Source organism: Treponema sp. (assembly GCF_051883275.1).
Lineage (GTDB): Bacteria > Spirochaetota > Spirochaetia > Treponematales > Treponemataceae > Treponema_D.
Window position 1 is genome coordinate 1 of sequence record NZ_JBJETK010000027.1, and the last position, 13,941, is coordinate 13,941.

Sequence of the window (13,941 nt, forward strand, 5' to 3'; positions counted from 1 at the left end):
TGGAATCAGGAACTTCATGGTATTGACAAATATCATAGGAGTTCGGAATGACAGTGTAAAGTTTGCGGAACGGACAGTTTTTAAAAAATTTCAGCAATATATAAGTAAACCCCAAAAACTTACATGGAGAACAGATTGAACTACTACCTACAAAAATCGCTGGAAGCGCAGTGGAAAAACGCATCGCTTTCGAACAACTTTATCTTCTGCCGCGTGATGAGCGAAAATTTGCTTATGCAAAGATTTTCTTGAAATGCTCCTGAACATCCAGATTGAGCGGCTGGAACTTTCGCAGGCAGAAAAGACAATCGACGTGGACTTCCTTTCAAAAGGCGTGCGCTTTGACGTTTACGTAAAGGACGGAACGAAGAAAAAATGCAAGGAAAATGAAAACAAAAAATATTCCTGATGATGTCATTGACGAATGTACCGGTCTTTTCCTGGAGCAGGTGGCGGAGCTGTAGTTTCTGAAAAAATGGCTTTGGCAATATAGAAAAAACACATTTCAAAAACTCAGTTTTGTCTAAGCACTATTGTTTTTTTGAAAAAAAAATTGCAAAAAGCGGTCTTCAGTTATTGACACAACTTATTATATCGTATATATTTCTTACATCAGCTTGGTTAACCGCCAGTTGATTATCTGCTGCTTTAGCTCAGTTGGTAGAGCACGTGATTTGTAATCTCGGGGTCGTGGGTCCAAGTCCTACAAGCAGCTTTCCGGGGAGTTTCCCGAGTGGTCAAAGGGGGCAGACTGTAAATCTGTTGGTTTTCCTTCGTAGGTTCGAATCCTTCACTCCCCAGTTCAGGCACTAACTTGTTTAGTGTCTTTTTTTATTTTAAAGTATTTCAGCCGGATTTCTACTAAATCAAAAAAACACATTTAACTGCGTATAATTTCAAGAAACAAAAAAAGCGGCACACCTTGATGTGCGAATCAAGATATGCCGCTCTCATAAGAAAATCCAAGAGGCTACTTGCGCTTAAGATACTTTATGCTGTCAAGCGCAACAGCGGCTATGATGATAAATCCCTTGAATACAAACTGAAGGTTTGTGTCTATTCCGAGGAAGGTAAGGCAGTATGTAAGGCTTGTAAAGATTATAACGCCCAGAACAGCGCCGCCTATTTTTCCTATTCCGCCGTTGAACGAAATACCTCCGACAACACAGGCTGCAATCGCATCAAGCTCATAGCCCTGCCCTGTTCCTGCGCTTGCATTCGCTTTAAACGCCTCAAAGAATGCGCCGAATCCGTAGAAAATTCCAGCCATTACAAACACGCCCAGTGTAACCTTGAACACGCTGATTCCGCTCACACTGGCAGCCTCGGAGTTTCCGCCTACAGCGTACATGTTTTTTCCGAATGTTGTCTTGTTCCAGATAAACCATGCGACTGTAATTGCAACAGCTGCCGGTATTATCAGCTTGGGGAATGTCACAAGCTCTCCGTTTATAACGCCCAGAACCCATCTTCCGCCGAGCAGATCCTTTATTCCGCTGTCAATCGAGCCAACAGGAGTTCCGCTTGTTCCAAAGAACAAAAGACCGTAGATAATAAGCTGTGTTGCAAGCGTTGAAATAAACGGATGAATTTTCAGGCGCGCAGAAAAGACACCTGCAAAGGCGCTGAACAGAACGCACAGGAACACGGAAGAAAAAAGCGCCATTAGCACGCGGACTGCCATTGGAATTGCAGAAAAATCCCACGGCCCCATTCCAAAGAAAGTTACGATATTCTGCCCCGGATGAAGCACAAGGCCTGTAACAACTGCACCAAGAGCAACCATGCGCCCAACACTGAGGTCGGTTCCTGCAAGAAGAATAAGCCCTGCTACGCCGAGCGCATAGAACATTCTGGTTGAGGACTGCTCAAGAATTGTAAAGATATTCGGCAGCGAAAGAAGATTTCCGTTTCCTGAAAGAGGCGCAAGAATAATGCAGACAATAAAGAACACAAGAATCGCAAGGTAAAGTCCGTTGTCAAGGAAGAACTTTGAAAGCTTGAATTTGTATATGTAGTCATTCAGGCTCAGCATAAAGTCTTCAGTGAACTTGCTTTTTCCGTTGCGCAGGCTCCTGTTCTTCTGAACATGGTCAACAAACGCCTGGTTCTTTGCGCCCTTGCACCGCTCCACCGCAGAGGCGAGCCGGCTTTTTGCATCGTACACAGCGGATTTTTTTTCGTACCGTGCAGCAGCAATCTCTTCCTTCATTTCCGCCGAAGAAATTCCAGATGCCCTGATAGAAGCTTCGCGGCTGGCAAAGTCAAGGCGGATTTTCTGAATTTCCTGCGCAAAGTTCTGCTTCTGCTCTGCGATTGCGGCATTTTCAGTCTGCGCAACACGGCTTATATATTCCCTGGAAAGCGAGTCAGCATAGGCAACCGCTTCTTTTTCCAGGCGGCTCTCTTCATCGCGGTTTTTCTGAGCAGTCAGGCGGGCTTCTTCAATCTTGCCTCTGCACTCCGCAAGCCTCTTCTGCCTTTCTGCGGAATAAAGCATCTTGTCCTTCCGTATGGAAAGCATTTCCTGGTGAAGCTCCGCGATTCTGTTCAATCCGTCCTTTCTGAGGGCAAGAAGCGCGTCTGAATATTCCCTAAGCTTTTTGTCCTCATCCAGAGACTGTATTTCTGAAGCATCGTTGCTATTGTTCATATTAATACTCCCGTAAAAAGTCAGTGTTTTTATCCTGTGTCACAGGTACATTGCAGAAAGCCTGAGCAAGGCCTCCTGATCTGTTGCCTTTGTGTCCACAATTCCCGCAAGACGATGGTTTGACATGACGGCGATTCTGTTTGTAATTCCAAGAATTTCCGGCATCTCGCTTGAAACAACAATTATTGTCTTTCCTTCCTTTGCCATGCGTATAATCAGCTGGTAAATCTCGTACTTTGCGCCAACGTCAATTCCACGTGTAGGCTCATCAAGAAGAAGAACCTGGGGCTGCCGCTCAAGCCATTTTCCGATTATAACCTTCTGCTGGTTGCCTCCGCTGAGGGAGCTTATAAGCTCATCCGCGGAAACACATTTTGTATGCATTGTTCTTATCTCGCGGTTTGCGGCTTCCTGCATCTTGCGTCTGGAAAGAACGCCCAGCGTTTTATAGCTGCCCAGATTGGTTATCGTCGTGTTGAATTCGATTGTATCCTTTGCGAACATTCCGTTCAGCTTCCGCTCCTCGGTTACAAGCGCAAAGCTGTAGTCCATGGCTTCCCGGCTGTTTCTGAACCGAAGCTTTCTGCCGTTCAAAATGATTTCACCGGAGGCTATAGTCCTTATGCCAAAAAGAGACTCCAGAAGCTCGCTCCGCCCTGCCCCGACAAGACCGTACAGCCCGAAAATTTCGCCCTTTCTGACTGTAAAAGAAATATCCTCCAGAACAGGCTCATATTTTGTGGTAAGCCCGCGCACCTCAAGGAAATTTTCACCGGGAACATTGTCCACGTCGGGAAAACGCTTGTCCAGGGAGCGGCCTACCATGGCGGAAATAAGCTCATCCATGCCGGTCTGCTCCACAGGCTTTGAAAGAATCATCTTGCCGTCTCTGAGAACTGCGATTTCATTGCAGATCTGGAAAATCTCATCCATCTTGTGTGAAATATAGACAAACGAGACTCCTTTTTTTCTAAGATCGTCCACTATGGAGAAAAGCTTTCTCACTTCGCGCTCTGTAAGGGAAGATGTCGGCTCATCCAGAACTATTATCTTTGCATCATAGGAAACAGCCTTTGCTATTTCCACCATCTGCCTCTGCGACACTGACATTGTGCGCATAACAGTCTTTGGATTCACATTCATGCTCAGGGAAGAAAACAGATTGCCGGCTTCCTTGAGCATTTTTGCCTCGTCTACAATTCCAGCCCGCGTTGGATAGCGGCCCAGGAACAGGTTGTCTGTGACAGTGCGGTCAAGGCACTGGTTGAGCTCCTGGTGCACCATGGCAACTCCGTTTTCAAGAGCCTCCTTTGGGTTCTTGAAATTCACAGGCTTCCCGGCAAGGCTGATAGTCCCCTCGTCCTTTGCATATATGCCGAAAAGGCATTTCATCATAGTGGACTTTCCGGCTCCGTTCTCTCCCATAAGTCCCAGAACAGTGCCTTTTTTCACAGTAAGATTTATACCGTCAAGGACCTTGTTCTTTGCAAATGATTTTGAAAGGTTCTTTATTTCCAGAACTATATCGTCCATAACGCGCCCCTATTTCGTGGTAAAAAACAGGAGCCGCCCAAGAAGAACTGCGCGCTGAAAAAATTTTCCGCATACGCAGCCAAGCAAAGACAGCTCCCCGCTTACAGGAATCTCAATAAAATTCCCGATGCAGACTGACAAAGCCCGCCGAACCAGCCGGCGGAGGTACATTTTAGTACTTGAGCTTGTCAGTGTAGTCTCTTCCAGAATTTGTCTTAACCATATTCACAGCAAAAGCATCATAATTGTTGAGGTTTGTAAAGCGGTCAAGGCAGCTTGATTCATTCTGTCCGTCTCCCTGAACAACTGTAAGGTCAATGTTCAAAAGAGGAGCATAATACTGCAAAGCCGGAAGATATGAAGAAGAAAGGAAGTTGTCAGCAGAATTGTAGATTGTAAGAAGAACTTTCTTTGAAGGCGCCTGTGTCTTGCTGATTCCTGAATCACGGTTTCCTGCTGTGTACTGCTGCCAGTTTTCTGTGTTTACGCCTGAGTTCTCAGCAAGGAGAGCCTTTGTGCCTGAAACATACTGAACAGGAGCTGAAATCTTATTGCCGTAAGCGTCAGGCTCTGAAATTCCCTTTGTATAAACAGCCTCGCCTTCAAGTCCGTCAAGAAGATTGCGGAGAACCTGGAGAGTTGCTGTAGCCTGGGCATCAACGTTCTGAGAAACAGTTCCTGTGAGTTTTCCTGCGCCGATAGCTTCAATAGCATCCGCATTGGCATCATAGCCGAACACTGGAACTCCGGCAGGATAGTTTGAAGCCTGGAGACAGCCCATTGCCATTCCGTCATTGTTTGAAACAACCATGTCGAGCTGGTTTCCGAACTTTGTAGCCCATCCGCCCATAGCTTCTGTTGCGGCATTTGCATTCCATGTAGAGCCGTCAGTTCCGGTCATAGCCTTGCCTTCAAGCTCCACAACCTTTAAGTCACGTCCGCCCACATTGACAGTGCCTTCCTTTACTTTTCCAGGGTCGCTGGAGCCGTCCCAAGTTCCAAGAGCCTTGCGGATTCCCTCTGTGCGGGCCTTGGAGTCATTGTGTCCGACATCTCCGATGCAGAGAACATATCCTATTACTCCGTCTCCGTTGCGGTCAATAACAGCAGGATCGGCAGAAGCAAGGAAGTCAACAATAAGCTTGCCCTGAACAGCACCGCCGCCGGCAGCATCAAAGCCAACATAATAGGTCTTGTCATTCCAGTTCATGGAAGCATTATCAATTTCGCCTGTTGTAGGATCAGAAGGCTGTCTGTTGAAGAATACCAGAGGCTTGTCCTTGTTCATTACAACATTTCCGCCGGCCTTTGAGCATCCTGTAAAAACTGCGCTGCAAAGCATAGCTACGCCGAGCACAGAATAAACTGTTCTTTTCATATTTTTTCCTCCAAAAAATACTTACTGAAACACAAATTTGTGTTCGTTAACATATTATTTATACTTCTGTTTTTGCATGCTGTCAAATTTTATTTTCAAAACCCTGCAAAAATAAAGAAAAAACGGCAATCAGCGCGGGAAAAATTTCCTGCCTTCCAGAATTTTCAAAACAATCTTCCCAAAAAATAAAACAAAATCCGCATTATATTTTGGAGCGCGCAAAATATTTGCAGAAAAAAACAAACAGTGCTAGAATGTGTACGTAAACAGTTTGAAAAAGTAAACGAACCTCCTAAGGCAAGACTTTTTGAAGGTTCAAAAAAGAGGCTGCGGAATGACAATATCAGGTATTGCAGAAAAAGCAGGAGTCTCAATAGGAACAGTAGACAGGGTTCTCCACAACCGGGGGAATGTTTCAAGCAAGGCAAGGCAGGCAGTTGAGGCAGTCATACAGGAGTACGGCTACACGCCAAATCCGCTTGCCCGGACACTAAAGCAGAACAAGGAGTTTACCATAGGCGTTGCGATTCCCCCTCCCGGCTCAGGAAGCGGCTACTGGACAATGGTCGCCGACGGAATAAAAAACGCTGAATCCGCCCTGTCCCCGTTCTGCATAAAAGTTGAATTCGCGCACTTTGACAGAATGAAGGCAGGAAGCATGAAAAAAGCCGTGGAAGACCTCATAGCCTCAAAGCGAATCCAGGCGCTTGTGGTTCCGCCCATCATGCCGCAGGAAACAGAGGAGCTTTCGAAGACCCTGGAAATTCCCTACGTGTTCATTGACTCGCCGCTGCCCAAGGCTTCTCCGCTCACAACAATAGCGCAGAATCCCTTTCAGGCCGGACTGTGCGCGGCAAAGATAATGAAGCTGCTGAAGGGAAACGGAGTTTTTTCATCTGTAAGGTGTTACCAGGATGCTTACAACCTCAGGGAAAGGCACAGGGGATTTTCAGAGTACTTCAAGAACAAGGCAGGATGCAGGGTTGTGGAGTCTGTGTGCCAGGGAAAAACAAACACTGAAATCTTCGACTTTATGGACAATCTTTTCAGGACAGAGCCTGACATAAGCGGAATTTTCGCAACGCACACTGAAGGCTTTGTCATCGGGCAGTACCTGAGCTATACCAACAGAAAAGAAAAAGTTGCCCTCATAAGCTACGACATGCAGAAGGAAAACAGGCAGGGGCTTATGGAAGGAAACATAGACTGCATAATCTCGCAGCGGCCGGAATACCAGGGCTACACAAGCCTCCATGAGCTTTTCAAGAGCAGAATTCTGATGAAAAGGATCCCTGAAAAAATTCCTGTTCCGATAGACATAATTTTCAGGGAAAACGCCGGAGACTATCAATCCCTGCGCTGAAAAAAAAGCCCCGGAAAGCTTTGCCTTCCGGGGCTGATTTATCTGCCGTCTCAGTTCAGGACTAGCCTACCACGACAGACACAGAAACAACTTTTGCTCCGCTGTCCGCAACAACAGTAGTTCCATTAGCCTTTCCGCCTGAAACAACTTCAACTTTTACATCTCCGTCATTCCTGTTGTTCTTGACAGTGATCTTGTATTCAACACCGCGGAATTTGCGTGTCATTTCAGCTGTCTTAACATGCGACGGAAGACGAGGCTCCACAACAAGACCTTCGTAGCTCGGGCGCAGACCGCAAAGATACTGGCTCAGCGCAACAAAGTTCCATGCAGCAGTTCCAGTGAGCCAGGAATTCTTTGCCTCTCCTTCGCGGCGGGCTTCTTTTCCTGCAACCATCTGGCTGTAGACATAAGGCTCTGTGCGGTGGATTTCTGAGAATTCCTCCACGTATGCAGGAGCAATCTTCTTATAGTGCTCAAAAGCATCCTGAGGACGGCCGTTCACAACTTCGCCGATAATCACCCACGGATTATTGTGGCAGAAAATTCCTCCGTTTTCCTTGTATCCAGGCGGATATGATGAAACCTCGCCAAGTTCAACATGGTAATCCTGGTATGCAGGCCAGCAGATTACAATTCCGTACTTGGAGTCAAGGTATTTCTTTACGCTGTCAAGGGATTTTTCAGGATAGCCCTTTGACTTTCCAACCTGTGCCATTGTTCCGAATCCCTGGGACTCAATGAAGATTTTTCCGTCCTTACATTCCTTGGAACCGATTTTGTTTCCGGCGTCATCATAGGCGCGGACATACCATTCTCCGTCCCATCCGGCTGTGCAGATTGCCTCCTCCATTTTTTTGGCGGCTTCCTCTGCAAAGCGGGCTTCCTCTTCATCTCCCTGAAGACGGCACATCGCGGCATAGTCGGGAGTAACGTATACGAACATTTCGGCAATCATGACAGATTCCGCGTTCTTGCCTTCCTTGTTTGTGCAGGTCTGGAAAGAATCGTTCGGATTCATGCTGAAACAGTTGAGGTTCAGGCAGTCGTTCCAGTCAGCGCGTCCGATAAGAGGAAGTCCGTGGGGTCCCATGTGCGTAGTTATGTAGCGGTATGAGCGCTTGAGATGCTCGTACATTGTCGCCTTGTTTGTCTCGCTGTTGTCAAACGGAACCATCTCGTTGAGGAAGTCCTTGTCGCCGGTTTCGCAGATATAGCGGCCCACGCCAAGCACAAGCCAGAGCGGATCATCGTTGAAATTAGAGCCGATGTCAGCATTTCCGCGCTTTGTGAGAGGCTGGAACTGATGGTAAGCAGAGCCGTCCTCAAACTGTGTAGCGGCAACATCAAAAAGGCGCTCGCGGATTCTTGAGTTTGGAAGCTGGTGCGCTGCTCCAAGCATATCCTGGGAAGTATCGCGGAAGCCCATTCCACGCCCGATTCCGCTTTCAAAATATGAAGCAGAGCGGGCAAAGTTGTATGTAACAACACACTGATACTGGTTCCACAGCGCCATGCGGTCAAGCTTTTCGTCACCTGTCTTGAGCGTAAAGTGTGAAAGAATCTCATTCCAGAATTCCTTGAGGACTGCGAATTCCTTTTCAACCTTTTCCCTTGTGCTGAAACGCTCCTGAATCTCATAGGCCTTCTGCTTGTTGATGATTCCGCTGGCTGTATTTGTGCGGAGAAGCTCGCCTTTTGTCTGCGAAGTCCACTTCTTGTCCTGGTCATTTTCAACATAGCCTAGAACAAACACAAATGTCTTTTCCTCGCCTGCCTTCAAAGACACATTCAGGCGGTGTGAAGCAATCGGACTCCATCCGTCAGCCACAGAATTTCCGCTCTTTCCTTCCATAACGGTTTTCGGGGCTGAAAGCGGGTTGTAAAGTCCCAGCCATGTTTCACGGTCAGTATCAAAGCCGTCAACAGGAGCATTCACAGAATAGAAAGTAAAATGATTGCGCCTCTCACGGTACTCTGTCTTATGATAAATAACGCTGCCTTCAATCTCAACTTCTCCGGTTGAAAAGTTTCTCTGGAAATTCTGGCAGTCGTCGGAAGCATTGTAAAGACACCATTCAATAAACGAAACAAGAGAAAGATTCTTCCCAGAGCTTCCCTCATTGCGGAGTGTCACCATTTCAACTTCGCAGTTGACGCCGTTGGGAACCATGCAAAGAACCTCAGCGGAAACGTCATTTTTTCTGGAAGCAAATTTTGTGTATCCAAAGCCATGGCGACACTCATAGCTGTCAAGAGGAGTCTGTGTTGGCTGCCATGCCGGATTCCAGACAGTATCTCCATCTTTTATATAGAAATAGCGGCCGTTAGAGTCAAGAGGAATATCATTGTAGCGGTAACGGGTCAGTCGGCGCAGGCGCGCATCCGTGTAAAATGCATAACCACCGGCTGTATTGGAAATAAGAGAAAAAAACTTCTCGTTTCCAAGGTAGTTAATCCACGGATAGGGTGTCTGCGGAGTTTCAATGACGTATTCTCTGTTCACGTCATCATAGTGTCCAAATTTCATAACTTTTCCTTCTTTTAGTTAATCTAAAATTCCTGCCGCCAAATTGGAAGCAAAAATTTCAGCAAATTTTACCATGCTGTATATCAAAAGTCAAAGGGATTTTTAGACGGAAGACACCGGCAAATCCCGCGTTTTCTTAGAATTCCACAGGGAGATTGCATTTTTGCAAACGAAAAATGGTGTACAATAAGTTCAACTCAAAGTAATGTATCATCAATACAATTCCACGAGGTAAAATATGGTATTAAGTGAAAAACTTGCGATGCTTCGCAAACAGAACGGACTTTCGCAGGAACAGCTCGCAGAAAAACTCAAAATTGCGCGCCAGACTGTAAGCAAATGGGAAACAGGCCTTGCAATCCCGGAACTTGACGGACTTATTTCTTTGAGCCGGCTTTACGGAATTCCGATTGACAGAATCGTAAAAAATGACGATGACTGCAATTTAAAGCTTTCGCCTGCCCCGGAGGGAAACACGGCAGACTGGATTTCGTTTCTAATTCGCGCAAAGCGAAACTGCTATGCAGGACACGGCGCAGAAGTCGAGCCGAGCCGCCCTAAATCGCACGATTTAAAATACGCAGAAAACAACCTGCTTTATATAGATACTTACATCGGCGGCGAAAAATTTGCAGGCGAAGAAGCTCTGTGGCAGAACGGAATCCCTGTCTGGGCAATGAACTACTGCGGAAGGGTAACAGGCGAACATTTTTCAGGCGATTTCCTGAAAGAAGCGCTCTACAACGTTCCCGCCCAAATGTGCTATCGCGGCCCGGAACTTTACCAGAACGGCGATTACGTCTATCACTGCAAGGCAGAAGGCAGCTTTGAATGGTATCAGGGCTACGAGGACATTTTTTATTCTGACAGAAAAATTTACGAATTATATTTCCACGGCGGGCTAATCCAGTGATTTCTTTCACTAGATACAAACAGAACTTTTTCAAGACTTCCTTGTTTTTTTCAGCGCAGTTGAATATAATTTATGTATGAAAAAATTTGCATTTGTGTTTTTTTTAGCGCTCCTTATTCCAGCCGCACTACAGGCAAAAGACACCGCGGAAGACTACGAGCTTCTTGCGGCGCAGGGAACTGAAGACGAAATCACCCAGGCATTCAAGGAAAACAGAAACCTTGCCTCCCAGGTATTTGGAAAAGACAGGGAAACTTTCCTTATGCTCGCCCTCAAGAACAACAGGGATCCAGCCATAATAAAGCTTTGCCTTGACAGGGAGTCAAACCCCGCCGCAAAAACAAAAAGCGGAAAGACACCGCTTATGTTCGCCGCGCAGTACTCCAGCAGCACGGAGATTATAGAACTTCTTATTCAGAGCGGAACAATTCTCAAGCGCAGCAGGGACTCAAGGATTCTGCAGAAGGACAAGAGCGGAATGAACTCGTTTTCCTATGCAAGGATGAATCCGGACTACAGCATCTACAAAAAACTCCTTGAGTACACGGAAGATCCGGCAGGACTGTATGTTCCAGAAACAGCAAACCAGAGCGAAGCTTCACAGGAAGAAGCAGACCAAGCCCAGAACACAGAGATGCAGAATTCTGAAAGCGCGAAAAAAACAGAGATTCAGCAATATGCAAGCGTATTTCTCCTGGACTATTCAGAAGACACAGAAGCCGCAAATGAGCAGCCTGTAAAAAAGGCTGAGATTATAGAAAACCCGAACGAGGCTGACAAAAACGGCGTCACTCTTTTAATGAAAGCCGCCAAAGCTGGAAACGACTGGGATGCAGGGCTTCTTCTAAAAAGCGGTGCAGATGTGAATCTCCGCGACAAGGATGACTGGACAGCCCTTATGTATGCCGCCCGCTACCAGAACAGCACCAGCATAATAAACATGCTCATAGAAAACGGAGCCTACATCAGGGTCAGAAACAAATTCAATGCCACGCCTCTTCTTATGGCGGCGGACTATTCCCAGAATCCCGAAATAATTTCCATTCTCCTCAAAAACAGAAGTGTCACCGAGGACGAAGTTTTCAGGGCGTTTATCTTTGCCATAACAGGAAATTCAAATTCCGAGCATATCCGCGCGGCAAAAATACAAATCTTCCTTGACATGGGAATTCCCCTGAACCGTCTTTGGAAAGGCCAGTCGCCGCTGATGTATGCAGCCCAGCACTGTAGCTCCACTTCAGTTTTAAAGTTGCTCATGGATGCAGGCGCAAACCCGACATTCCAGGATGAAAACGGAAAAACAGCCTTTGACTATGCAAAGACAAATAAACGGCTTGAGCACGATGATATATTCTGGTCGCTCAACGGAGCTGAATAACAATGAGGATTACAGGAGGAAAGCTAAAAGGCCGCATTACGGAAACTCCCTACGGCAAAATGGAAATCCGCCCTGCCATGGACAAGATGAGGGAATCTGTCTTCAATATAATAGGAGATTCCCTTAAAGGAAAGTCTTTCCTTGATTTATTCAGCGGCTCAGGCACAATCGCAATCGAAGCTGTTTCACACGGAGCCGCAAATGTATCACTCTGCGAAATGGACAAATCAAAGGCAAGAACCGTCCTTAAAAACGTCAAGATGGCAGAGGAAATCGGAGTACGCATCAGCTGCCATTTTCTGTCAGTGGAGCTTTTTCTGAAACGCTGCAAGGAAAAATTCGACTTTATATTCCTGGATCCTCCGTTTCCATACAAATTCAGGGAGGAGCTTGTAAAAACAGCAGGCGAAAGAAAGCTTCTTACAGAAAACGGACAGCTTCTGATTCATTATCCGGCAGAAAGCCCCCTTCCCGACCGAATAGGAAATCTTGTGCTTTCTGACAAGCGCATATACGGCCGTTCGACAGTGAATTTCTACAAGTACGAAGAGTCCGCCGCGCCGGAAGCAAAATAAATTTTTCTTGCAGACGGACACGGATTATACAACGGTTCCATAAAAACCATTGCTTGACAAATCAAAATAACAAGTTAAAATTAAAGTGGCATTTTATATGAAGGTGAAAGCCGATGACAGATAATTTAAAAAACAAGGACTCCTCAATTCCCAATGAGCTGAAGTTTATAAAAACATCCGATATGCCTCTTGACGGACTTTCAGATCCTCAGAAAGTCGCTCTGAATAGAAAGGCAAATGCGCTGCTTAACGAGGGCAATGTTGAAATGGCAAAGCGGATTTTTATAACAACAGGATACTCTGACGGGCTTACAAGGATTGGCGACAGCTATATAAAGGAAAACAACTATCTGGAAGCTCTGAAAATGTATCTGCTTGCACACAATAAAAGGAAAACAGAGCCGATTATAGAAAAAATATCCCAGACCGTATCTGTTATGCTCAAAAGCTAGAGAGGTAAAAAAATGTCCGAAGAACTCAAACCAGACGAATTCAATTTTTCCCAAGCCCATGACTATAGCCAGAATTTTTCCGCGGACACAACTGCAATCAGCGATCTATCAAAGAAAGGCTATCTGTATTTAAAGGATAATAATATAAAGAAAGCAATAGAGGCATTCAGGCAAATTCTGCTTATCGAGGAAGACAACAACTATGCGCTTGTGGGGCTTGGCGACAGCGAGCGCAAGCAGGGACACTACAAGGAAGCCATAGACTACTATTCAAAATGCCTTTCATGCCACCCCGGAAACAACTATGCCCTGTTCGGTCTGGCAGACTGCTACAAGGCAATAAACCAGTACCACAAGGCAATAGAAATATGGGAGCAGTATCTTGTCCATGATGACACAAACATAACAGTCCTGACAAGAGTAGCTGATGCCTACAGAAAAATCAGGGACTTCAGAAAATCAAAAAGCCTGTACCTGAAAGTTCTTGACATGGAAGAAAACAATGCCTATGCGCTCATAGGGCTTGGACATCTCCACTATGATTTCAAGGAATACAAGGATGCGCTTTTTTACTGGACTCGCATGCTGGAAATGAATCCTCTGCACGTGGACATACGCGTTCTAACTTCAATAGGAAACTGCCACAGAAAAATAAAGACTTTTGAAAAAGGCCTCCCCTATTTTGAAAAAGCCCTTGAGTTTGACCCCAATAATTTTTATGCTCTCTTTGGAATCGCAGACTGCTACAGGGGAATGAACCAGCAGTTCCGCTCCATCGACTACTGGAACAGAATTCTTGAGCTTGACCCCAAAAACAAAGTCATTCTCACACGCACAGGAGATGCCTACCGCAATACCGGGGATTACGCCACAGCTGCGGAATACTACAACCGCGCCATGGACATAGACTTTGACATCTATGCAGCGCTCGGACTTGCTCTGATATGCAAGGGTGAAGGCAAATTCAAAGAAGCCGCGGACAGGCTTCAGCAGCTTGTAAACGGAGATCCAAAGAACTACAGGCTTTATATAGACCTTGCGGACTGCTACCTTAAAATGGGAAAAAAGAAGGAAGCCCTGGAAACTCTCCAGTCATTCCAGAGGCTGGGAATAAAAAACCAGGCGGTAAACGACTTTGCCGAACAAATTCAGGCCGGCTGAAAAAA

11 protein-coding genes and 2 tRNA genes are annotated in these 13,941 nt (G+C 46.1%); 9 read left to right on the forward strand and 4 right to left on the reverse strand.

What is annotated here, in order from left to right:
- Window positions 1–253 precede the first annotated feature (253 nt).
- The 3 genes from ACI4L0_RS03970 (at window position 254) to ACI4L0_RS03980 (ending at window position 800) form a co-directional block, all read left to right on the forward strand.
- On the forward strand, window positions 254–409 hold the full coding sequence (locus tag ACI4L0_RS03970) for a hypothetical protein (protein ID WP_439798874.1): 156 nt from the start codon (window positions 254–256) through the stop codon (window positions 407–409).
- Between the two features lie 233 nt (window positions 410–642).
- A tRNA-Thr gene (locus tag ACI4L0_RS03975) sits at window positions 643–715 on the forward strand.
- A gap of 4 nt (window positions 716–719) precedes the next feature.
- Window positions 720–800: transfer RNA gene (locus ACI4L0_RS03980), tRNA-Tyr, on the forward strand.
- Window positions 801–970: 170 nt separating this feature from the next.
- Here the strand turns inward: ACI4L0_RS03980 and ACI4L0_RS03985 are convergent.
- The 3 genes from ACI4L0_RS03985 to ACI4L0_RS03995 all read right to left on the reverse strand — a co-directional run bounded on the left by ACI4L0_RS03985 (window position 971) and on the right by ACI4L0_RS03995 (window position 5,564).
- Window positions 971–2,653, reverse strand: a complete 1,683-nt coding sequence (locus ACI4L0_RS03985) for an ABC transporter permease subunit (protein ID WP_439798875.1) — start codon at window positions 2,651–2,653, stop codon at window positions 971–973.
- Window positions 2,654–2,692: 39 nt separating this feature from the next.
- On the reverse strand, window positions 2,693–4,186 hold the full coding sequence (locus ACI4L0_RS03990) for a sugar ABC transporter ATP-binding protein (RefSeq protein ID WP_439798876.1): 1,494 nt from the start codon (window positions 4,184–4,186) through the stop codon (window positions 2,693–2,695).
- A gap of 172 nt (window positions 4,187–4,358) precedes the next feature.
- A complete protein-coding gene (locus ACI4L0_RS03995; RefSeq protein WP_439798877.1) occupies window positions 4,359–5,564 on the reverse strand; it encodes a substrate-binding domain-containing protein in 1,206 nt (401 codons plus the stop codon).
- A gap of 334 nt (window positions 5,565–5,898) precedes the next feature.
- On the opposite strand from ACI4L0_RS03995, the gene ACI4L0_RS04000 reads away from it, so the two are divergent.
- Window positions 5,899–6,927, forward strand: a complete 1,029-nt coding sequence (locus tag ACI4L0_RS04000) for a substrate-binding domain-containing protein (RefSeq protein ID WP_439798878.1) — start codon at window positions 5,899–5,901, stop codon at window positions 6,925–6,927.
- Window positions 6,928–6,988: 61 nt separating this feature from the next.
- On the opposite strand, the gene ACI4L0_RS04005 is transcribed toward ACI4L0_RS04000, so the two are convergent.
- Window positions 6,989–9,457 (reverse strand): GH36-type glycosyl hydrolase domain-containing protein, encoded by a 2,469-nt coding sequence (locus ACI4L0_RS04005; RefSeq protein WP_439798879.1) that lies wholly within the window; start codon window positions 9,455–9,457, stop codon window positions 6,989–6,991.
- Window positions 9,458–9,695: 238 nt separating this feature from the next.
- Between ACI4L0_RS04005 and ACI4L0_RS04010 the strand changes: the two genes are divergently transcribed.
- From ACI4L0_RS04010 to ACI4L0_RS04030, 5 genes are all read left to right on the forward strand, one after another.
- On the forward strand, window positions 9,696–10,370 hold the full coding sequence (locus ACI4L0_RS04010; protein ID WP_439798880.1) for a DUF5680 domain-containing protein: 675 nt from the start codon (window positions 9,696–9,698) through the stop codon (window positions 10,368–10,370).
- Window positions 10,371–10,446: 76 nt separating this feature from the next.
- Entirely contained in the window at window positions 10,447–11,748 is a 1,302-nt protein-coding gene (locus ACI4L0_RS04015) for an ankyrin repeat domain-containing protein (protein ID WP_439798881.1), read from the forward strand.
- 2 nt (window positions 11,749–11,750) lie between these two features.
- Window positions 11,751–12,323, forward strand: a complete 573-nt coding sequence (gene rsmD, locus ACI4L0_RS04020) for a 16S rRNA (guanine(966)-N(2))-methyltransferase RsmD (RefSeq protein WP_439798882.1) — start codon at window positions 11,751–11,753, stop codon at window positions 12,321–12,323.
- Between the two features lie 113 nt (window positions 12,324–12,436).
- Window positions 12,437–12,775, forward strand: coding sequence for a hypothetical protein (locus ACI4L0_RS04025; RefSeq protein WP_439798883.1), 339 nt, complete (start codon window positions 12,437–12,439; stop codon window positions 12,773–12,775).
- A gap of 12 nt (window positions 12,776–12,787) precedes the next feature.
- Window positions 12,788–13,936 carry a tetratricopeptide repeat protein gene (locus tag ACI4L0_RS04030; protein WP_439798884.1) on the forward strand — a complete coding sequence of 383 codons (1,149 nt, stop codon included), beginning with the start codon at window positions 12,788–12,790 and terminating at the stop codon, window positions 13,934–13,936.
- Window positions 13,937–13,941: the final 5 nt, after the last annotated feature.

Bases quoted from the DNA above. Each gene is read 5' to 3' on its own strand.
- ACI4L0_RS03970 (WP_439798874.1), top strand. From the start codon at position 254: ATGCTCCTGAACATCCAGATTGAGCGGCTGGAACTTTCGCAGGCAGAA.
- ACI4L0_RS03985 (WP_439798875.1), bottom strand. From the start codon at position 2,653: ATGAACAATAGCAACGATGCTTCAGAAATACAGTCTCTGGATGAGGAC.
- ACI4L0_RS03990 (WP_439798876.1), bottom strand. From the start codon at position 4,186: ATGGACGATATAGTTCTGGAAATAAAGAACCTTTCAAAATCATTTGCA.
- ACI4L0_RS03995 (WP_439798877.1), bottom strand. From the start codon at position 5,564: ATGAAAAGAACAGTTTATTCTGTGCTCGGCGTAGCTATGCTTTGCAGC.
- ACI4L0_RS04000 (WP_439798878.1), top strand. From the start codon at position 5,899: ATGACAATATCAGGTATTGCAGAAAAAGCAGGAGTCTCAATAGGAACA.
- ACI4L0_RS04005 (WP_439798879.1), bottom strand. From the start codon at position 9,457: ATGAAATTTGGACACTATGATGACGTGAACAGAGAATACGTCATTGAA.
- ACI4L0_RS04010 (WP_439798880.1), top strand. From the start codon at position 9,696: ATGGTATTAAGTGAAAAACTTGCGATGCTTCGCAAACAGAACGGACTT.
- ACI4L0_RS04015 (WP_439798881.1), top strand. From the start codon at position 10,447: ATGAAAAAATTTGCATTTGTGTTTTTTTTAGCGCTCCTTATTCCAGCC.
- rsmD (WP_439798882.1), top strand. From the start codon at position 11,751: ATGAGGATTACAGGAGGAAAGCTAAAAGGCCGCATTACGGAAACTCCC.
- ACI4L0_RS04025 (WP_439798883.1), top strand. From the start codon at position 12,437: ATGACAGATAATTTAAAAAACAAGGACTCCTCAATTCCCAATGAGCTG.
- ACI4L0_RS04030 (WP_439798884.1), top strand. From the start codon at position 12,788: ATGTCCGAAGAACTCAAACCAGACGAATTCAATTTTTCCCAAGCCCAT.